Origin of the sequence: Fictibacillus sp. 5RED26 (assembly GCF_015903895.1) — a bacterium.
In the GTDB taxonomy this organism is placed as follows: Bacteria; Bacillota; Bacilli; order Bacillales; family Fictibacillaceae; genus Fictibacillus; species Fictibacillus phosphorivorans.
Genome location: NZ_JACZDU010000001.1, coordinates 629,981 through 650,704 on the forward strand (window position 1 = coordinate 629,981; position 20,724 = coordinate 650,704).

A 20,724-nucleotide genomic window follows, 5' to 3' on the forward strand; every position below is an offset into this window, starting at 1 on the left:
AACGCTTATCTTATAGTCTGCGGTGTTTTTTCAAAGCGAGTACGTTTAATATCATAAATAAAAGAGAGAACCCAAGGAGCACTAGCACGTTTCCGTAAACATCTCCCCAACCGTCACCTTGAATCATTATATCCCTTATCGCTTCTCCTCCGTATGTTAAAGGCATAATATAGCTCAGGGGCTGAAGCCAATCTGCCATTGTTTCAATGGTAAATAAGCCAGAGAAAAACACTTGCGGTACCACGACGAGCGGGATGAATTGAATCATCTGCAGTTCGTTCGTTGCAAAAGCAGAAAGTAATGTTCCGAGTGAGAGGGCCGTTATAGCAAGCATCAGTGTAATCAAAATTACTAACCAAAGAGACCCAGCCATCATAATATCGAGAACATAGATGGCGAACGAAACAATAATGGCTGATTGTAGAATCGTGAAAATGCCAAAGCCTAAAACATATCCAACTACCATTTCCCATCGACGCATCGGAGTAGCAAGCAGCCGTTCAAGTGTTCCAGTCGTTCTTTCGCGCAGAAATGAAACCCCTGAGATTAAAAAAACGAAAAAGAAAATAAAAAATCCTATTAAGAATGGACCGATATAGTCGAAAGTTTCCATATCAGCTGAACCATGCAAATAATGAATCTCCGGATTTAATTTTGTTTTTTCTGTGTCTTGATCCGGCATTGTTTTCAATGTCTTTTCAATCATCATAATAGAAGCCTTGTTTGCTGTCGGATTGCTTCCTTCTAGAGTAATAGTAGTTGAGGGAAGTTCGACTTCAAGTACGGCATCAAGTTTTTCTTCTGATAAGTCTTGATGAGCTTCTGAACGCTTTTGATAAACTATGAAAGCTTTATCTGATAATTTCAGTTTGTCTACAACCATTTGTTGATCACTGACAACGCCTATCTTTGGTTCATAGTCATTGCTTGAAAAAACGAGGTTCACAAGCGTTAAGATGAGAAGAGGGGCAATGAACATCATCGCGAGTGTACGTTTGTCCCGCACGAATTGCCTGATTATCCGGATCACTAGTGCCTTAATTCGCATGATGAACACCTCCATAATAAAGAAATGCTTCTTCGATTGAAGTGCTTGAAGTGTTATCCTTTAGTTCTCTTGGTGAACCAGATGCAATTAGCTTTCCATCACGAAGCATTCCCAGCTGGTTGCATTTTTCTGCTTCATCCATTACATGTGTTGTGACTAAGATCGCTGTACCACTCTTGCTTAGCTTATACAGTTCATCCCATATAGATTGCCTGAGAACTGGATCGATTCCTACAGTAGGTTCATCTAGAATGAGGATCTTCGGGTCATGCAAGAGTGCAGCAGCTAAAGACAACCTCCGTTTCATGCCCCCGGAATATTGATTAACGGGTTTTTGCAGGAAGTTTGTAAGGTTTACGAGGTCTGATGCCTGATCGATCCGTTCTTTTTGTTTTTGTCCCTTTAAACCATAAATAGAGGAGAAAAATTCAAGATTTTCCTTTCCGCTTAATTCTCCATAAAGAGCATCAGATTGAGCCATAAATCCAATTTGTGACATGGTGTTAAGTTTTGGCATATCCGAATCAAGAACACTTATACTGCCAGTTGTTGGGGTTTCGATCCCTGCAATCATCTTAACAAGTGTTGTTTTCCCAGCACCTGATGGACCCAGCAATCCATAGATTTCATTTTTGTTCACCGTTAAATCAATGTTCTGTAACACTTGATGAGATCGATAATTTTTAGAAACATTTTTCACTTGAATTACGGTTTGCATATGGAAACCACCTCCAGAATTAAAGTGAGTAATCACTCATTAATAAATATCATATGCGGTAGGATTCAAATCGTCAAGTGAGTACTCACTCATTTTCATGTGAGGTTATAGTGGGAAAATTTGTAATCAAATTTCTGTTAACTGAAAAAGCTATTCATTTAGAAAAATAGGAACACTTAAGATTCGTTTTTCCAGGGAGTAAGGGAGTCGTTCTCTCGATAGGATCTAGACAAAGCTTTGTATTTGAAGCGATAAAATTGGAAAGAACCATTCACAGGTAAAGGGAATGGTTCTTTTTTATGCTTTAGTTAGAGTCTTGAGCTTTTTTGTAACGATATTGCTGCCATCTGAACCTGATAAAGCACCCGATACAAAAGCCAAGTATGGCTACGAACGAAGCTGTTGCAACCATTATAGTAGCAATCCAAGCTAGAGTACTCCATCCCATTAAATGACTTAAAAATCCTACAGTAAGGAGTGAGATCGCAATCAATTGATTAAACTGTTGCTGATCTTTATCTTCTGGAATGTATTCAGAAGGTTTCTTTTTCAAGAATAATTTAGCAGCTCTCATTATAGGATTGTAATCGAAGAACATACCTAGAAGTCCAGCAATTAAAGGAAATAACAAAAGCCAAGTTTGACCAGAAAGCCATGTTGCTAGCGTTGATAAAAAAATGAACCACTGATTTGTTCGCACTAAAGGTCTTGGAATTGAAATGGAGGAGTGGGACATGTAAATCCGACCTTTCTCATAGGTTTAGTTATCTTATTGTAAATGTATTCGTCAGTAATGTGAAGTGTTAATCCTTATTAATGAAAGAAGGGGATTGTTTGTTATAACAAGAATGTCTTATAGCGAGGTGAGAATAATGAAGATAAAAAGAGACGATCGTGATGTGCATTTTCAGTATGCGAAGGAGATTGAGGAAAAGCTAAAGAATGATACTTTTGCAGAGTGGTTAGGTATTGAATTAGTAGAGGTTGGACCAGGAACGGCAGTAGCACAAATGACAATCTCTGAAAATATGCTCAATGCTCATGGTACAGCACATGGTGCTGCATTATTTGCCATTGCTGATTTTGTCTTTGCTGTAGCATGTAATTCCTATGGAAAAACATCAGTAGGACTTTCTGTAAATATTGGATATCACGCTGCATGTCAAAGTGGTGATAAAATTACAGCAAGAGCTATAGAGATTAAACGTAATCATAGAACTTCTTGGTATGAAGTGAGAGTGGAGAACGATAAAGAGCTTGTTGCTCATGTGAGCGCTCTATCTTATCGGAAGAATGAATATTTTGTAGGGACAGAAGAAGGGTAAGTGGATTCACAAACCTGAAAACAACAAACGACGAAGTGAGGTTGGTACGGCCTCACTTCGTCGTTTTCTTATATTATCTTAACGTTTTTTTAATATATTTTATTGTCTTTCTTAAATCTTCTGCTGTTGGTCGTCCGAAAGGTCCTGTTTGAATATCAAAATAGACAACTCGTTTTTGATCATCAACTAAAAATAACGCTGGTTCTCCATGTTCACCATGATCTTCATATAATTTTCCGTTATGGTATTGAACCCCATATGTTTCTCCCGCCACACGCTCTGTATCACTGAAAACAGGAAAAGAAAGGGAATGTTTGTCCTTCATCTTCTTTAGATTTTGTTCTTCATCAGTAGAAATCGCGATGATGTGAGTATTCAATTCTTTGAATGTATCAATATTTTGCTCTAGCTCTTTCAATTGATCATTACATACCGGGCACCATTCACCACGGAAGAAGACAAGTAAGTGAAAACGATCATCTTTTTCAAGGTGATTGTAAAAGGAGAAAGATTCTCCGGTTTCGGATTTAATAGTAAAGTCAGGTGCAGTGTCTCCTGTTTGTAACATGTGAACATCCCTCCAAAATAAGTTTCTTCTTTAGGTATTCCTCTTGCAGAAAATTTTAAACTCTTAAGCTTTTTAATTCTAAAAAAATCACTCTTCATACTAGGTCATATCTACGTCTAGATGAGGAAAGAAGTAATAAAATAAGAGTCTAATCAATGACTTTATTCCTATTTTAAGTTAAAACTTTTAAAAATTAGTAGTTTATATTTGTTTTTGTTAGAATAGTAAAATTCTTCTTTATTTTCTGTAAATTGGGCTCTATATTAGAAATTGTAGTTCAACACCAAATTAGAGGAGTGAAGTAAATGATTAAGAAGATTGCCACGATGGCAGCGGTTTTACCATTAGTAGTTTCACTTGCAACACCAGCGGCAGCTGCAAAAAGCACAGAGGTGAAAGCAAAGGTTACACCTCAAGAAATTATCGTAAAATTTAAAGACAGCGTGTCAGAGTCAAAAGTAAAGTCGCTAGCAGTAAAAGGAAAAGATGAAGTAAAAGAAAAAGGCTCTAAGTTTCATGTAATCAAAGTAAAAGACGGAAACGTAGATGCAGCCATTGCAGAATATGAAGCGAGTGGAGATGTAGAGTATGCAGAGCCAAACTATACATACCATGCGAGCTGGACTCCAAATGACACGTATTTCTCAAACGGAGTACAATATGCACCTCAAAAAGTAAGTGCTCAATCAGCTTGGGACATCACACGCGGTTCATCTACTACAAAAATAGCAATCATTGATACAGGTGTTGATTACAATCATCCTGATCTAGCTGGAAAAGTCATTAAAGGGTATGACTATGTAAGTGATGATTGGGATCCAATGGATCAGAACGACCACGGAACACATGCTGCTGGTATCGCAGCAGCTGCAACGAATAACGCTAGAGGTATCGCAGGTATGGCACCAAACGTATCTATCTATGCTGTACGTGTACTTGATGCGAACGGAAGCGGATCTCTTGATGATGTTGCGAACGGAATCTACCATGCTGTAGATAACGGATCAAAAGTAGTTTCACTAAGTCTTGGCGGACCTGGATCTGCAACTTCATTACAAAACGCAGTAAACTATGCGGTCTCTAAAGGAGTAGTTGTAGTTGCCGCAGCAGGTAACGAAAACACTTCAGCACCTAGCTACCCAGCATACTATTCGGGTGCCATTGCAGTAGCTGCAACTGACCGCAATGACCTTCGTGCTTCTTTCTCTAACTATGGATCTTGGGTTGACGTTGCTGCTCCTGGTGTAGACATCGCTTCTACTGTACGTAATGGAGGATATGCTTACATGTCTGGTACATCCATGGCTTGTCCTCTAGTAGCAGGTGTTGCAGGCTTACTTGCTTCACAAGGAAGAAGTGCTTCTAATATCCGTGCTGCAATCGAGAACACTGCAGATCCAATCTCAGGAACAGGATCTTACTACTCTAAAGGTCGTGTAAACGCAGCAGACGCAGTACGCTACTAATCTTTTATTTATGCTTTCAAACTTCCAAGGCTAGATTTGTTCTAGCCTTGGAAGTTTTTTATTTGCCATAGTTTAATAGAACTAGCAAATCTCGTCGAATCGTGTTGGAATTTAAGGATAAGGACATATGTTCGCATTGCGTAAAATGTCGATGTAGACTTAATAGCTCATTTTAAATACAGGACTTGTGGTAACTTTTAACAATTTGGTAGAATAGTAATATAAATCCTCAACTAGAATCTTTTTTCTTACGTGTATTACATTCTATAAGAAGGGAGGTTCAGAAATTCCCCTTGTATTTCCTAGCGTCACTTTCTTTACAAAACATTCTTTTTAAATAAAAAGGAGGTAAAGATGATGAGTGAAGTTTGCTTAATTCCGTTTGTGTTAGAAGAAGTCATAGAAGAATCAAAAGAAGAGATTCCATACGGAGTCGAGATGATCAATGCACCAGCTTTTTGGCGTGAAGGTGAAAAAGGACAGAGTGTGGTTGTTGCAGTACTAGATACAGGTTGTGACACGAGCCATCCGGAGCTTGCTGAAAGAGTCATTGATGGACGGAATTTTGTTGATGGGAATAAAGAAGATTATCAAGATGCCCATTATCACGGAACACATGTTGCAGGTACGATTGCAGCTACTTTAAACAATGCCGGTGTAGCTGGTGTGGCTCCAGATGTGAAACTCTTGATCTGTAGAGTTCTTGGTAAAGATGGCGGTGGATCATATCAAGGAATCATCGATGCTATTGATTACTCAGTCAAATGGAGAGGAGAAAACGGAGAAAGAGTACGTGTGATCTCGATGTCTCTTGGTGGACCGACGGATGTACCTGAGTTACATGAATCTATTCAAAGAGCCGTATTGGAAGATGTGCTTGTAGTCTGTGCAGCAGGTAACGAAGGGGATAATAAGGAAAATACGAATGAGCATGCTTATCCTGGCGCGTATAAAGAGGTCGTTCAAGTGGGTGCAGTGGATGCTAAAATGAAACTTGCTCCGTTTTCAAACACCAATGATGAGATTGACCTTGTTGCTCCGGGCGTTGATGTTGTTTCAACCTATCCAGGAAATAAATATGCAAAGTTATCTGGAACTTCTATGGCGACGCCTCATGTATCGGGAGCAGCTGCATTACTGATTGAACGAGAAGAAAAATTGTTTGGCCGTGAACTTTCAGAAGCGGAGGTTTACGCTCAATTGGTAAAAAATACGTTAAGTATCGGATTAACAAAGAAAGCAGAAGGAAATGGATTGCTAGTTTTAAATGCACAAGAAAAAGCAGTTTGCGATCAGGAGAATTTAAGAGCGATGAGAACTCCTATTGAAACGGCTGCAGCGAAAGAGTCAGATTCATAAAGTTTGCCCCGTTTCTTAGGAAGAAAGGGCGTGTATGGGGATGGCGTACAAAATTATTGCGTTGCTGATCAGCTTTGCGACACTATGCATTAGAATCTATGAAGAGATGAGCAGACGAGCAAAGAATCGGGCAAAAGAAGAAGAGCTTCAAAAGAAAAAGAAAAGAAAGCGAAAGAAAGCAGTAAAGAAAAAGGAAAAGGAAAAGGAAAGTGCTTAAATGAATAGATGGAATAAAAGCTGATTCAGTGAGATGAGGTATTTTCACATGGATTAGCTTTTTTGTCGTTTTTTTAAGTACTCAGAAAAATGTGTTCGTATTTATTAATGCTCTTTGAAAGCAGTTGATTTCTGCTCCAGGTTGTTCGCTTTTCATTGGGGGAAAAAGTACTGGAAAGTTGCTTCTATGATTTGAAAAGAAGTAATATATGAGCACTACTGTAAAATAGAGAGGAACGTAACTATGCTTTTATTAGGCATTCTACTTGTAATTGTAGCTGCTGTATTTTTATTTATGATGTTTCATCCTGTTTTTGGAAAGAAACCTTCAAAACATGATAGGAGCACCTATGAACCAGTTGAACACTATCAAAAAGGTATTTTTACCAATCAGATAGAAACAGTGATGACTTCCGACCTACGCTCTATGCTCCCTGTATTAAAAGAATTTTTAAGTGGAAGCCCGAATCGTCAGCCTAAGAAAGCAATTCCTATACACTCGTTTCAGTTACCTGAAAAAGCAAATCATGAAACAAGGGTAACTTGGTTTGGACATTCAGCATTATTGATAGAGATGGAAAAAAAACGCATACTCATCGATCCAATGTTCGGCTCCGCGCCATCCCCGGTTCCCTGGTTTGGAAACAAACGTTATAGCAAAGAACTGCCTTTTAAAATTGAAGAACTTCCCCAAGTAGATCTAGTGGTTTTGTCACATGATCATTATGACCATCTGGATTATGGAACCATCAAACAACTCAAACATAAAGTGAAACAGTTTGTTGTCCCGCTTGGTGTTGCTGGACATTTAAAGAGGTGGGGAGTGGAACCAGAACGTATAAAGGAATGTAATTGGTGGGATGAAATAAAAGTCGGTGAAATTTCATTAATCTGTGCGCCAGCACGCCATTTTTCAGGAAGAAGCATAACTGATCGTAACTCAACTCTATGGTGTTCTTGGATTATTCAAGGAAAGCAATCTAACATTTATTTTAGTGGAGACAGTGGATATGGGCCACACTTTAAAGAGATTGGAGATCAATATGGACCATTTGATCTCTCTTTAATGGAATGTGGACAATATCATGAGAAGTGGGCTGCGATACATATGATGCCTGAAGAAACAGTACAAGCGCACATTGACGTAAGAGGCACAGTCATGATTCCAATCCATTGGGGAGCTTTTACACTATCTCTGCACGATTGGACAGACCCTGTTGAAAGAGCTGTAAATGCTGCCACAAAAATGAATGTTAAAATATGTACACCTCAGATTGGTGAGACAGTAACTCTTGGCTCAGAGTTACGATCTAGCTCCAAGTGGTGGAGAGAGAATACAAATTTATAAAAAAGAGTGCTCTTCACTTTGGAGGGCACTCTCTGCATGTATTCATTAACTTTTCCACAATTCCATCAGAGGACCATCACTTCCAAAAAGAGGATCTTTATCAGGTAAGGGTACGAGCATAATATCATCTAATACAGCAGGTCGATCAGCAGGTTCACCCTTTTTTAAGTTGTGCTCCATACCGTTTGGGTAAGCTCCAGCTACTTTGAAATCCGTGCTGCTACCGATACACTTATGTCCAGTACCAGCAGGGAGTACGATGACATCCCCTTTTGAAACAGTAACTGACACGCCATCCTCTCCTCCAAGAAGAAGGACAGCCTCGCCGCTCATAACTCCGAGAACTTCATGTGTATTGCTATGATAATGATGATAATCAAAAACACCGTTCTTCCAACCATTTGTCCAACCGTTTTGTTCAAAAACGTCTAATGCATCCTGTGGCTCTTTTAATTTACCTACGTATAGCAAAACTGGCCAGGAAGGATGATTCGGAATCTTCCCATCGTCTGTAAAGAATAAAGTTTTGACATCTTCGCTAAGCATTTTCATACCATATAACCCCTCCCCTGTTTTCGTATCCATTCCCTTATTTTTATGAAAAGAAACCCGTCTTCTTTCGGAAAAAATTATAGGAGAAAAAAGAAAATAAGAGCAATAATGCGAAATTCCTCAATAAATGACGAAAACTTATGTGTTAAAAAAAGTTTTCTTTTATGTGAAAAGAGGTATTAGATAGTTACGTATGATAAATGTTAGTGAAAGGTGGAAATCAGTATGAAGTACAAAGCGAAGGACTGGCTCCGGTTAACGCCGAATGAGAGATACCTGCTTTTATTCGCTGTTTCCCAACTCCAGAAAAAGCTGAGAGCAGGTTAAAAGAACCAAAAAAATAAATTTAAGGCGTTTTCGTTGCCACAACTCCCCCTTGTTTGGTTAAAATAAGAATACAAGATAAACAGGGAGGAACACAGGATGATGACTGACCTCAATACATGGTTCGATAAAGGCATGACACGCTATGCATATATCCATTCAATGAAAACACACAAGGAAAACTTGCTTACGATATATAATTCATTCGTACTGCCTGAACCTATGAAAGATGCGTTGCAAGGCATCCAAAAAAACCGGTTGAGAGCGATCGTTATTACCGAAGATTGGTGTGGCGATGCGATGTTGAATCTTCCTGTTTTTATGCGCATGGCAGATGAAGCACTTATAGATATCCGCTTTATCTTACGCGACCAGCATCCGGAATTAATGGATCGATACTTAACTGCAAAAGCAAAATCAATTCCCATCATCATCTTTATTGATGAAAAGGGCAAAGAGGTTGTAAAGTGGGGGCCGCGTGCACCAAAATTGCAGCAGATCGTAGAAGAACGCAAAAAGAAGATACCTTCTAAAGAAGATCCACGATATGAAAAAGCATTCAAACTATTTGCTGATCGTATCTCTAGTTTGTTTACGACTGACCATGCTCTTTGGGAAGAAGTAAGCCTTGATATCATAAAAAAATTATTAGCTAAACTTAATGTTAACAGCCTGTAAATAGGCTGTTTTTTGTTTTGTGTTAAAATGAAGAAATTGATGCCATATAAAAGAATTAAGTTTGAGGTGTACGATGAAAAAGAAAGCAAATGTTATTATTCTCGCTGGCTTTTTAGGAAGTGGAAAAACAACGTTACTCAAACAGCTGCTAGCGTATGAAAAAGAACATAATCATAAAACGGCTGTGTTGATGAATGAGATCGGGAAAGTTTCAATAGATTCTGATAGTGTTCCAGAAGATGTGCCACTAAAAGAACTTCTCAACGGCTGTATATGCTGCTCTTTATCAGATCAGCTTGAAAAACAGCTTTGGGGACTTTGTAAGGAAAATGAACTGGATACTTTGATCATTGAAGCAACAGGTGTAGCTCATCCTATAGATGTTCTTGATGCCTGTTTGTCACCGTATCTAATCGACAATTTACAGATATCAGGAATTATTTCAGTCATGGACGCGCCTCGATGGTTGGATCGTGAGGGAATGAATGTTCAGGCGAAAATGCTCATGATGGAGCAGATCAAACACGCCGATTACATCGTGTGGAACAAAACAAGCGCTTTGACGGAGAAACAGAAGAAGCAACTGACGAGTGATTCAACAAGGTTGAATGAAGGAACTCCTTTTGTATTAACAGATTTTGCAAAAGTAGAACTATCTCAACTTTTTTTACTTTCGGTAAAGAAACGATCAGAACATCAATCTGTGTCAGCAGAAAAACTAAAAGTGAAAACATTTATGTATATGTTTGAAGCACCTGTGAATAAAGAGTTGTTTGAACACTGGCTCAGAAATGTACCTTCATCAATCTATAGAATTAAAGGGTATATTCAATTTATAGATCAAATTTATCTCTTTCAGTACTCATATGGATTGCCTACATATGAAAAAGAGTTGATGAAGATGCCGCTAAGACTTGTTTTTATTGGTGAAGATCTTGATCCTGATCAGTTAACTAGAGGGCTGAGTGAAGTTGAAGTAAGAAGTAAATAGAGAAAAGAGAAAACACTTGTGACTTTAGGGTAATAAGTGTTTTTTTGTTTTTAAGTTTTCTGATGAGAAAAAGAGGATGCACGATTCCATGTAGCATGAAGATGATCCCAAAGGAAAGCAAAAACATTCCTAATCCTATTAGCCACTTTTTGTACAATTGAATCTCTCCTTTGTAAAGAAATTCGGTTTATTTTATGCTATTCTTTTATTATCATTATTTTCCAATCCTTATTGAAGGAGGTGCTATGATGAAAATGAACTTAATGACTCATGACCATCGAAACATTCATTCTGAGATCTATAAAATGAAGATGAGACCAGTTGCTGTTCGTGAGATACCAGCTATGAAGTATGTTACGCAAGAGATGAACACGAAATATCAAATGGATTGGGCAGGTAGACCTGAACCAGTTGATGAGCAATGGATCGTCTGGAAAGTCGTAAATCAGCTTAAACATTTAACAAAAAATAAGTTGAGATATAAATTTACTCTTATGCCTCACGAGATTTTATGGCATGAGAAGAATGATAGCAGATCTCTTACAACTCAAATGATGCAAGTACCTGATTGTATAACCGAAGAATTATTTGATGAAGCATGTTTTCACGTTGAAAAGAGATTAGGAAAGAAGCTTTCTACACTACAACTCATTTCTAATGAGTCGCTCACTTGTGTTCAAAAGTTACATAGAGGTCACTATCGAAACTCAATTGAGACTTTAAGTGAAATCATGAACTTTGCTGATCAAGAGAGTCTTTCACTGAAATCAAGTTATAAAGAAATCTATTTAACTCCTGCAATGAAATGTCATAAACCTGAAACATGGCAAACAGTTGTGAGTGTGGAGATTAATAAAAGTCAGCCAGGAGTACGAAATGAATGAAGACAAAATTAAATTTAAATTGGAATTAAAAGAAGATAAGGAATCAACCTATGCATTTCGTTTAATATTTACTTTCTTGATCGTTTGTCTTTTGTTTGTTCTTGTTGTAGATATAGATGATCAAAGTGTTGAGACACAAGGAATTGCTAGACAGTGGGGAGAGGCCAAGTTAATAAATAATGAATCAATGCAATATACATTACTCTCCGATTCAGAAAAAATGAAATACGTGGATATAATTTCAGAAACTAATAAAGAAGAACAACCTACATACTCATTTAAAGAGTTAGATCAGTTTGAATATCGTATAAATAGTAAGGAATATATTTACAAGCTTCACTACTACAAAATGGAATCCTGTGCAGATTGTCAAAAAGATGTATGGGTTCGTATAAAGAAAGAGGATTCCGGTTGGTTTGTATCTCATACGAACTATTCAGAATCTAAAGCTGAAAAGAAGATTCGTAACGTGCAAGGAGAGCAGATTCCTACTTCTGAAAAACAAGAAAAAGAATTGGAAGAAAATAAGTCTTTTATCATGAGGTGGCTGAATTAGCTTTTTAAAACAAGGAGTGCTTATATTGAAATATCGATATTGGGGAATTACGTTCGTTATTATAGGTGCACTAATTATGCTAAGTTCTTTTATGATAGATACTGAACATGAAAGGCTTATTTGCATAGGTGGGGGTAGTTTATTCTTCATCGGTACTTTGTTAATACCGGATTATGTAGTTAATTCTAGAAGTCATACGAAGGATAGGTAAGAGCTGCATCGTTATGAGTGCAGCTCTTTTTCTTTCAACAAATCATTGAGGGAGGCAAATATATAATGAGGAGTTACACCTAATACATCCATTGGCTGATTTCCTCTATTGATCCATGCAGTCTTAAAACCATATGTTGCTGCACCCGTTATGTCCCAATAGTTAGAACTCATGAATAAGATTTCATCTCGGTTTACTGCTAACGTCTCTTGAGCATACTGATAGGCAGCAGGTGCAGGTTTATATTGTTTAACATCCTCAATGGATAATATATCTAGAACATCAGTCAGTTCTCTCTTTTTAACTAGTGGCTTAAGCATCTTATATGTTCCGTTAGAAAAAATAACTTGTTTTACATTATTCTTTTGTATCTTATGAAGAGTGTCGTGAACCTCTTCATAGACTTGCAACTCTAAATAAGCTTCCATTAAGGAATCAAGTGCATCTTCTTTGCATTGTAGAGAGAATTTTTTTAAAGTATATAAAAGAGCATTGCGTGTGATTTCGGAAAATGGAATGTATGTTCCAGTTAGTTGGTGAAGCATGAAATACTCTACTTGTTTTTTTCGCCACTCTTCACTAATGGCAGCACCATGACTACTAAAAAGAAATTCGGCTTTTTCAGTAACTGAATGTACATCGAAAAGCGTTCCGTATGCGTCATAAACATAGGCTTTAATTGTCAATGAAGCACCTCCTCATAATACAAGGTTACCCGAAATCATAGCTGCTTAACTTCAAAAAAAATTTTTAAAAAATTTAGGTGAATTTCCCTGTCATTGAGGGAATAGATAACAATGAGGTGATAATAATGAAAATGCAATTGTATCTATTATTTGGTTTTATCTTCGCACTGATCATAGCAACATTCGCGGTCATAAACGTTGGTGATGTAGAGATCAACTACCTCTTTGGAACTGCCAACTGGCCATTAGTACTCGTCATTTTAGGATCAGCCGTAATCGGTGGCCTATCAGTCGGACTATTTGGTCTGATTAAAGTAATTCAACTGCAGCGACAAGTGAAAAAGTTGCACCAGATCCATAATGAAAAAGAATCTTGGAAAGAGGAACGTATTATTGAAAATTCTGCTGAAACTGAAACTCCAACAGAAGAAATTCCTCATGAAAAAGTAGATGAAAACAAGTAGATGCTAAAAAACCCTGTGATTAGTCTTAAGAGACTTCTCTCAGGGTTTTTAAAATGTTACTAACTTATACTTGAAAGCGGTCACAAAAAACGGTAAGATAACAACTAATCAATTCCAAAACGTTTTGGAGGATGCGAATGGCTACAATTAGAGATGTTGCAAAAAAAGCAGGTGTATCTGTTACAACGGTTTCGAGAGCGTTGAACGGCTACTCTGATGTAAACGAAAAGACAAGGGAAAAAATTAAGGTGATCGCTCAAGAACTTAATTATAGTCCCAGTTTGCTAGCTCGAAGTCTTGTGATGAAAAAGACGAAAACCATTGGATTGCTCGTATCTGGACTTCGAATTGAAGGAAGTAAAGATAATTTTACCTTTGAAGTACTCTGCGGCGTTAATGACTGTGCTGGAGAGCTTGGATATGAACTAGTATTAATCAGTACAGATTCAAAAAAACAACAGGAAAAAACGTATAACCAGCTGTGCAATGAAAGAAAAGTAGAAGGGGTGATTCTGCAAGGAATTAAAACAGACGATCCTTATTTGGATGAGGTATTAAAAAGCGATATTCCTTGTATTCTAATCGATATACCGATTGAAAGTGAATCTGTTGGATATGTTACAACCGACAACAAAGGCGGAGCACAAACAGCGGTAGAGCATCTCACTGATCTCGGACATAAAAACATTGCGATGATTAATGGGCACAGTCAAGCTTTTGTCAGCCGGGAACGGTTAGCAGGCTATCAGGAAGCATTACAGAATAAAGAAATTCCTTTCAACGAAGAGTATGTTGTAAACGGTGCTTTTTTAGAGGAATCGGCAGAACTTGAAACAACCAAACTATTAAGTAAACACCCTGAGATTACAGCGCTGTTTTGTGCCAGTGATCTAATGGCGATGGGGGCTATGAGAGCCGCTAAAAAGATGGGTAAGATACTACCAAAAGATCTATCTGTTGTTGGCTATGACAACATTATCCTATCCGCTTATTCAACGCCTTCTCTATCTACGATTGCACAAGATCGCTATAAATTAGGGTTTGAAGCTACTACACTTCTAACGAAATTGCTAGAAGGAAAGGAAGTTGAAAAGAATAAAGTTCTTCAGACTGCATTCATAAAAAGAGAATCAACAACCGAAAACCACAGATAGTGGTTTTTACTTAGACCAAAACCGAAAACGTTTTGGAAACAACCATTCTTAATAAAAACAGGAGGATTCAGCAAATGAACTACCGTGTAATCAAAGAAAACGATCTATTTTTTTTAACAGATGACAAAGGTAATATCCCGAAAGAGAATGATTACGGACTAGGTTTGTATACGAAAGACACCCGGTTTCTTAGCAAGTTCGATATCAAGATAAACGGTCAAGATCCCATTCTTCTATCTTCATCTGCGGATGAGAATTATGAAGCTGAAATCCTGCTAACCAACCCTCACATGGAAGAAGACGGAAAACTCATTCTATGTAGGGAATCTGTAGAAATCGAAAGAAAGCGCTTAATTTATGATGGAGTTTTATACGAAACACTTAATCTGAAAAGCTATTATCCAAAGCCGGTAGATTTTGAAATTAGTGTTCATGTTGATGCTGATTTTACTGACATGTTTATTATTCGCGGGTTTCAATATGGTGAAATTGGAAGAAGGACGGGCGAAGAAGTTACAGAGAACTCTATCAATTATTTTTATAAGGGCGCAGACGATATTGAACGTGGGACGAGAGTTCAATGGGATCGAGATGCAAAGTCAGTTGATAGGGACGGATCTATCGCATTTGATTTTCATTTGAATCACGGTGAGACCGAGACGGTTACGTTTTCTGTAACTCCAGAAATAAACGGGAAATCAGGAACAGTTATGGATCCTAAGAAAGCGCTTCAACTACTTAAGACTTCATACAAAGATTGGGAAAGAGACACAACAAAAGTTCAAACAGATCATAAGCCTCTTCAACGACTTGTTGACAGAGGAATTATGGATCTTCGCGTATTGCTAACAGATATTGGGCATGGAGCATTTCCGGTCGCGGGGTTACCTTGGTTTGGTGTTCCTTTCGGAAGAGATAGTTTGATCGCTGCGCTTCAGATGCTTGCCTTTAATCCTGAAATCGCAAAAGGCACTTTATTAACCATGGCATCTCAACAAGGTACTAAGGTAGATCCATGGCGGGATGAGCAGCCTGGAAAGATTATGCATGAAATTCGTTACGGAGAACTAGCTTCTACAAACCAAGTTCCTTTTACACCTTATTACGGGACGATTGATGCAACACCTCTGTTTTTGGTTCTTTTATCTGAGTATACAAAATGGACAGGTGATTTAACTTTGGCAGATCAACTGCAGCCGAATGTAGAGGCTGCACTGAATTGGATCGATGAATATGGTGATCGTGATGGTGATGGATTCGTAGAATATCATCAAGAATCGAGTAAGGGAATCGCGAACCAAGGGTGGAAGGATTCCGGAGATTCTATCGTGCATCGAAACGGAGATTACGCTGAAACACCGATCGCGTTATCAGAGGTTCAAGGTTATGTATATCAAGCTAAAAACGGTATCGCCGCCATTTTCGAAGTACAAGGAAAAGTGGAGGAAGCAAACAGACTTCGTAATGAAGCTGAAAAGCTAAAGAGATTGTATGATGAGAAATTCTGGATGGAAGAGCAAGGGTTCCATGCGATTGCGTTAGACAAGGATAAAAAACAGGTAGGTACATTAACGACCAATCCTGGTCATGTTCTTTTTGCAGAGATGCTGGACGATCATAAAGCAAGTAAGGTGATAGAAAAACTTGTTTCACCTCGTTTTTTCTCTGGTTATGGTATTCGAACGATGGCAGAAGAAGAAGCCGGGTACAACCCGATGAGTTACCACGATGGTAGCATATGGCCACATGACAACAGCATGATTTTGCTTGGAATGAGTAAGGTTAACCACCAAAGGGATGCAAACACTGTGATATCAGGATTGATTAAAGCTGCTAGTCACTTTGAATACGACAGACTTCCTGAGCTTTTCTGTGGATATGGTTCTAAAACAGGAAGAGCAGTAAAATATCCGGTCGCGTGTTCACCTCAAGCTTGGGCTGCAGGAACACCATTAGTTTTCATCCAAACCATTCTTGGTTTATTTCCTGATAGTTTAAATAAAGTCGTTCACCTCTCTCCACACCTGTTAGAGAACATGAATGAGCTTAGAGTAGATGGAATTAAGATTGGCGAAGGACATCTTTCTGTTCATGTTCGACGTGAGAAAGAAAAAACGATAGTGGAGATTAAAGAGAATACGACAGGATATCAAGTGATTCAAAAATAGTGTGATTCATCACCTTAGTTTAGTTAAAGAAGGGAGCTTGAGAAAATGAGGCGTACAAAGTGGCTGTCTACGTTAAGTATATCTTCATTGCTTCTAGCAACGATATTATCTGGCTGTGGAAATGAAGAAAGTCAATCAGAAAAAACAGAGATCGTACTGAGTGGATGGGGAGGGAATCCGACTGAGAAGAAACTTTTAGATGAAGTCCTTTCAGATTTTGAAAAAGAACATCCTCACATCGATGTGAAATTGAATACAATCAGTGATCAGTACATGGACGTACTAAAGACCCGATTGATCGGAGGTACTGCAGCAGATGTATTCTATCTTGATGCTTTTGAAGCCCCTGCTTTAATCGAGACAGGCGCTGTTGAACCGCTCAACAAATATGTGACTCAAGACTTTGATCTAGCAGATTTTGAAAAGCCGATGCTTGACGCCTTTAAAAAAGGTGAGGAGCTTTATGGTTTACCAAAGGATTACTCAACACTTGCTCTTTTTTATAACAAAAAGATGTTTAAAGAAGCCGGAATTACAGAACCTCCACAAACGTGGGAAGAAATGGAGTTAGCGGCTAAAAAGTTGACCTATCAAGAAAAGCAAGTATACGGACTTGGTATGCTTCCACAGATTGAACGGATGTATTATATGGCAGAATCTCGTGGTGGACAGGTCATCACAGACGGTCGAGCCACTTTTGCTGACGATAAAGTCGTAGACGCCATTCAGCCAGTTGTTGATATGCACGTGAAAGATAAGACTGCAGCAACACCTTCAGAAGTGGGTGCAGGGCAATCAGCTGGTGAGATGTTCGGTCGCGGCAATGCAGCAATGGTAATGGAAGGAAATTGGAATATCCCGTTTTTAGAAGACACGTTTCCAGAGCTCGATTATGGAACAGCTGAATTGCCGACTGTAAACGGTAAAAAAGGAACGATGTCCTTCACGGTCGGATACGCTATGAATGCAGAATCAGAGCATAAGAAAGAATCTTGGGAACTGATTGAGTATCTCACGGGTAAAGAAGGTATGAAGAAGTGGACGAGCAAAGGTTTTGCACTTCCAACAAGAAAGTCTGTAGCCGCTGAACTAGGATTCGATCAAGACAAACTACGCGGTCCGCTTGTTAGCGGAGCAGAATATGCAACTGTATGGCAGGATGGGCCAACATTGCCAATCGTGATGAACAATTTTAACAATCAATTCCTGAGTGCGTACTTGGGTGATCGACCTTTAAAAGAAGCATTAAATGATGCAGAAAAACAGGCGAACAGAGAGATAAAAGTAACAGAATAATAACTTATGAATCGAGGTGAACCATGTGAAGATGTTATCAAAAAAAGATAGAAGAGAAGCAGGGCAAGGGTATCTATTTCTACTGCCAGCGCTGCTCGTGTTAGGCGTATTTGTAATCGCACCGATCCTTTATGCTGTGTTTCTGTCCTTTCATAAAGTAGAACTGATCGGCGGAGCCACCTACGAGTTTAGAGGTCTTGATAACTTTATGAAAGTAACATTTGATGATCGAGCCATTATTGCACTCAAGAACACGGCTATCTATGTTGCAATCGTAGTGCCAACCCAGACGTTCCTAGCTTTAGTATTAGCAGCTTCATTGAATGCAGGGCTCAAAGGTCAGAAGTTCTTTCGCATCGTATACTTCTTACCAACGTTAACTTCATCTGCTGTGTTAACACTTATTTTTATGTGGATGTATAATCAGAACGGATTGATTAACTATGTCCTAAAGTTCTTAAATCTACCAACGTATAACTGGATTGGTGATCCAGACGTAGCTCTTATCGCTATCATGATTATGAATATCTGGGCAACAGCACCGTTTTTCATGGTTATTTATTTAGCTGCTCTTCAAGACATTCCAGATAGTCATTATGAAGCTGCTGAACTCGACGGAGCAGGTCCGATTCAAAAGTTTTGGCATATTACGGTTCCAAACTTACGGCCGGTAACATCCTTTGTAGTGATCATGGGTCTGATCGGGACATTCCAGCTTTTCGATCAATCTTATATTTTCTCTGGAGGGTCAGGCGGACCGAACAACTCCACTCTAACGGTCGTTCTCTTAATCTATCAATATGCATTTAAGACACTAGGAACGATGGGTTATGCTACAGCTATCGCTTTCATGCTTGCCATCATCATCTTAGTTGCAACCCTTTTACAGCGCAAATTTTCAAAAGAAGAATCACTATACTAAGGAGGAGATACCATGAAAAAACGTACGGCTGGAAGAAAAGCTTTGTATGTAATCCTTGTCGTTTACGCAATCATCACCGTTATTCCGTTTTTGTGGGCACTGTCTTCTTCCTTTAAAACACTTGGTGAGATCGTAAGTGGATCGATTAATTTTATTCCAAAAGACTTTACACTTGATAACTATAAACAGATCTTTACGAGGGAGCCACTATTCGGAAGATGGTTGTTTAATAGTTTGTTCATTGCAACAATCGGAACCCTATTAAACTTATTGTTCAATTCTATGGCTGGATATGCACTCGCAAGATTAAGCTTTCCAGGGAAAAAGAGCATCTTCTTAATGATCTTGGCCGTATTAATGATTCCTTTCCAAGTAACGCTCATTCCAAACTTCTTAATACTTAAAGAACTTGGATGGCTGAACTCGTATCAAGGAATGATCATTCCAGGTGCGGTGAACGCGACGTTTATCTTTATGATGAGACAGTTCTTTATCAATTTTCCAAAAGAAGTCGAAGAAGCTGCTGCGATCGACGGGCTTGGACGCTTCGGTACATTTTTCCGTATCGTTTTGCCTCTTGCAAAACCAGCGCTTGCAGCTCAGACGATCTTCGTGTTCATGGCGTTCTGGAACGACTTTATGAGACCACTCATCATTTTGTCCGATCAAGACATGTTCACTCTGCCACTAGGACTGAACTCGTTCAAAGGTCAGTTCATTTCATTTTGGAACTATATAATGGCCGCATCGATGGTCTTTACTTTACCGATTATTGTCCTGTACGCTTTCTTTAACCGATATTTTGTAAAAGGAATCAAGTTTACAGGAGACAAATAAAATGATTGAAGTGAAACTGGCTTGAGGTGTGGGAACTAAGCACACAGATAGCCAGTTTTCTTGCTAAAAAACCACTAATTTCACGGTAATCTTTTTTTTATTCACGGTAATCAACATTTTATTCACGGTAACTGCACACAATTTCACACATAAAATAATTTAAACGATCTTCGACGATAGTCGACAAGCTCATTAAGTGTATTAATGGAGTAAATCATTCCAGTCTTTTGAATGGTTTACTTATAACATAAATGTTAACCAGATTTCAATTTAAGTTGACGTAATTATGAACCTTCGCTATTCTAAATCGTATACAGAACTTATATTTGGAGGTTTATTAAAGATGACAGCACAAAGAAATGGCTTGAAAACGATCGATATTACGTTAGTCGGAATGTTTGTCGCTCTTATGGCGATAGGTGCAAACATCACGACCATGTTTCCTTTCATGGTGGTTGGGGGAGTGCCGATCACGCTGCAGACCTTTTTTTGTATTCTAGCAGGAGCCTTGTTAGGAAGTAGATTAGGGTCCATCGCGATGAGTGTATACGTATTAGTCGGATTAGTCGGAGCCCCTGTCTTCGCTCAATTTAAAGGTGGCTTTGCAACAGTGATCAGCCCGACTTTTGGATTTTTATTATCGTACATTTTAGTGGCATATCTTACGGGTCTGATCATTGAAAAGTATGGCGGAAAAACTTCTTATATTGTAGCAACACTTGTAGGAACAGCGATTAACTACATTGTAGGGACAAACCTAATGTTCTTGGCGTATAAAATGTGGGCAGATGCACCAGAAGGTTTCACATATTCTATGGCATGGGCGTGGATGATGGTTCCACTACCTAAAGATATCATTCTAGCCATTTGTGCAGCTATGTTAGCTCCGAGAATTAACTTTGCACGTAATAAGACGATTTCTCAACGAACAAAACATGCATCATAAAGGAGTG

General features: G+C 38.6%; 22 protein-coding genes. 16 read left to right on the forward strand and 6 right to left on the reverse strand.

What is annotated here, in order from left to right; all coding sequences use genetic code 11:
- Positions 1-10 precede the first annotated feature (10 nt).
- The 3 genes from IHV10_RS03335 to IHV10_RS03345 form a co-directional block, all read right to left on the reverse strand.
- Entirely contained in the window at positions 11-1,048 is a 1,038-nt protein-coding gene (locus IHV10_RS03335) for an ABC transporter permease (protein ID WP_197127314.1), read from the reverse strand.
- Positions 1,038-1,766: an ABC transporter ATP-binding protein gene (locus tag IHV10_RS03340; protein ID WP_197127315.1), complete on the reverse strand. Its 729-nt coding sequence runs from the start codon at positions 1,764-1,766 to the stop codon at positions 1,038-1,040. Before IHV10_RS03340 ends, IHV10_RS03335 begins: the two co-directional genes overlap by 11 nt.
- A 304-nt stretch (positions 1,767-2,070) precedes the next feature.
- Positions 2,071-2,502, reverse strand: a complete 432-nt coding sequence (locus IHV10_RS03345; protein ID WP_197127316.1) for a DUF4395 domain-containing protein — start codon at positions 2,500-2,502, stop codon at positions 2,071-2,073.
- 136 nt (positions 2,503-2,638) lie between these two features.
- On the opposite strand from IHV10_RS03345, the gene IHV10_RS03350 reads away from it, so the two are divergent.
- Positions 2,639-3,091, forward strand: a complete 453-nt coding sequence (locus IHV10_RS03350) for a PaaI family thioesterase (protein ID WP_197127317.1) — start codon at positions 2,639-2,641, stop codon at positions 3,089-3,091.
- Positions 3,092-3,164: 73 nt separating this feature from the next.
- Here IHV10_RS03350 and IHV10_RS03355 read toward each other — a convergent pair whose 3' ends face one another.
- The gene (locus IHV10_RS03355; RefSeq protein ID WP_197127318.1) at positions 3,165-3,659 is read right to left on the reverse strand and encodes a peroxiredoxin family protein; all 495 of its coding nucleotides are present in this window, start codon (positions 3,657-3,659) and stop codon (positions 3,165-3,167) included.
- Between the two features lie 305 nt (positions 3,660-3,964).
- On the opposite strand from IHV10_RS03355, the gene IHV10_RS03360 reads away from it, so the two are divergent.
- The 4 genes from IHV10_RS03360 to IHV10_RS03375 all read left to right on the forward strand — a co-directional run bounded on the left by IHV10_RS03360 (position 3,965) and on the right by IHV10_RS03375 (position 8,048).
- Positions 3,965-5,125, forward strand: coding sequence for a S8 family peptidase (locus IHV10_RS03360; RefSeq protein WP_197127319.1), 1,161 nt, complete (start codon positions 3,965-3,967; stop codon positions 5,123-5,125).
- A 357-nt stretch (positions 5,126-5,482) separates the two neighbouring features.
- Positions 5,483-6,484, forward strand: coding sequence for a S8 family peptidase (locus IHV10_RS03365; protein ID WP_305069414.1), 1,002 nt, complete (start codon positions 5,483-5,485; stop codon positions 6,482-6,484).
- Positions 6,485-6,524: 40 nt separating this feature from the next.
- Positions 6,525-6,701: a hypothetical protein gene (locus tag IHV10_RS03370; protein WP_197127321.1), complete on the forward strand. Its 177-nt coding sequence runs from the start codon at positions 6,525-6,527 to the stop codon at positions 6,699-6,701.
- A 243-nt stretch (positions 6,702-6,944) separates the two neighbouring features.
- Positions 6,945-8,048 carry an MBL fold metallo-hydrolase gene (locus IHV10_RS03375; protein WP_231619407.1) on the forward strand — a complete coding sequence of 368 codons (1,104 nt, stop codon included), beginning with the start codon at positions 6,945-6,947 and terminating at the stop codon, positions 8,046-8,048.
- Between the two features lie 45 nt (positions 8,049-8,093).
- On the opposite strand, the gene IHV10_RS03380 is transcribed toward IHV10_RS03375, so the two are convergent.
- Complete coding sequence (locus tag IHV10_RS03380; protein ID WP_197127322.1) at positions 8,094-8,600, reverse strand: cupin domain-containing protein; 507 nt, start codon at positions 8,598-8,600, stop codon at positions 8,094-8,096.
- A 423-nt stretch (positions 8,601-9,023) separates the two neighbouring features.
- Between IHV10_RS03380 and IHV10_RS03385 the strand changes: the two genes are divergently transcribed.
- The 4 genes from IHV10_RS03385 (at position 9,024) to IHV10_RS03400 (ending at position 12,033) form a co-directional block, all read left to right on the forward strand.
- On the forward strand, positions 9,024-9,602 hold the full coding sequence (locus IHV10_RS03385) for a thioredoxin family protein (protein ID WP_231607455.1): 579 nt from the start codon (positions 9,024-9,026) through the stop codon (positions 9,600-9,602).
- A gap of 73 nt (positions 9,603-9,675) precedes the next feature.
- Positions 9,676-10,593 carry a CobW family GTP-binding protein gene (locus tag IHV10_RS03390; RefSeq protein ID WP_197127323.1) on the forward strand — a complete coding sequence of 306 codons (918 nt, stop codon included), beginning with the start codon at positions 9,676-9,678 and terminating at the stop codon, positions 10,591-10,593.
- A 245-nt stretch (positions 10,594-10,838) separates the two neighbouring features.
- Positions 10,839-11,477 (forward strand): hypothetical protein, encoded by a 639-nt coding sequence (locus IHV10_RS03395; RefSeq protein ID WP_197127324.1) that lies wholly within the window; start codon positions 10,839-10,841, stop codon positions 11,475-11,477.
- The gene (locus tag IHV10_RS03400; protein WP_197127325.1) at positions 11,470-12,033 is read left to right on the forward strand and encodes a hypothetical protein; all 564 of its coding nucleotides are present in this window, start codon (positions 11,470-11,472) and stop codon (positions 12,031-12,033) included. The genes IHV10_RS03395 and IHV10_RS03400 overlap by 8 nt, the downstream gene beginning before the upstream one ends.
- A gap of 222 nt (positions 12,034-12,255) precedes the next feature.
- Here IHV10_RS03400 and IHV10_RS03405 read toward each other — a convergent pair whose 3' ends face one another.
- Positions 12,256-12,930: a haloacid dehalogenase type II gene (locus tag IHV10_RS03405; protein WP_197127326.1), complete on the reverse strand. Its 675-nt coding sequence runs from the start codon at positions 12,928-12,930 to the stop codon at positions 12,256-12,258.
- A gap of 125 nt (positions 12,931-13,055) precedes the next feature.
- Between IHV10_RS03405 and IHV10_RS03410 the strand changes: the two genes are divergently transcribed.
- The 7 genes from IHV10_RS03410 (at position 13,056) to IHV10_RS03440 (ending at position 20,717) form a co-directional block, all read left to right on the forward strand.
- Positions 13,056-13,394 carry a LapA family protein gene (locus IHV10_RS03410; RefSeq protein ID WP_197127327.1) on the forward strand — a complete coding sequence of 113 codons (339 nt, stop codon included), beginning with the start codon at positions 13,056-13,058 and terminating at the stop codon, positions 13,392-13,394.
- A 137-nt stretch (positions 13,395-13,531) separates the two neighbouring features.
- A complete protein-coding gene (locus IHV10_RS03415) occupies positions 13,532-14,548 on the forward strand; it encodes a LacI family DNA-binding transcriptional regulator (RefSeq protein WP_197127328.1) in 1,017 nt (338 codons plus the stop codon).
- Positions 14,549-14,622: 74 nt separating this feature from the next.
- Complete coding sequence (locus IHV10_RS03420) at positions 14,623-16,716, forward strand: amylo-alpha-1,6-glucosidase (RefSeq protein WP_197127329.1); 2,094 nt, start codon at positions 14,623-14,625, stop codon at positions 16,714-16,716.
- Between the two features lie 45 nt (positions 16,717-16,761).
- Positions 16,762-18,012 (forward strand): ABC transporter substrate-binding protein, encoded by a 1,251-nt coding sequence (locus IHV10_RS03425; protein WP_197127330.1) that lies wholly within the window; start codon positions 16,762-16,764, stop codon positions 18,010-18,012.
- Between the two features lie 31 nt (positions 18,013-18,043).
- Positions 18,044-18,934, forward strand: a complete 891-nt coding sequence (locus tag IHV10_RS03430; RefSeq protein ID WP_144703621.1) for a carbohydrate ABC transporter permease — start codon at positions 18,044-18,046, stop codon at positions 18,932-18,934.
- A gap of 12 nt (positions 18,935-18,946) precedes the next feature.
- Positions 18,947-19,771 (forward strand): carbohydrate ABC transporter permease, encoded by an 825-nt coding sequence (locus IHV10_RS03435; RefSeq protein WP_153238839.1) that lies wholly within the window; start codon positions 18,947-18,949, stop codon positions 19,769-19,771.
- A gap of 343 nt (positions 19,772-20,114) precedes the next feature.
- The gene (locus IHV10_RS03440) at positions 20,115-20,717 is read left to right on the forward strand and encodes a biotin transporter BioY (protein ID WP_197127331.1); all 603 of its coding nucleotides are present in this window, start codon (positions 20,115-20,117) and stop codon (positions 20,715-20,717) included.
- Positions 20,718-20,724 lie beyond the last annotated feature (7 nt).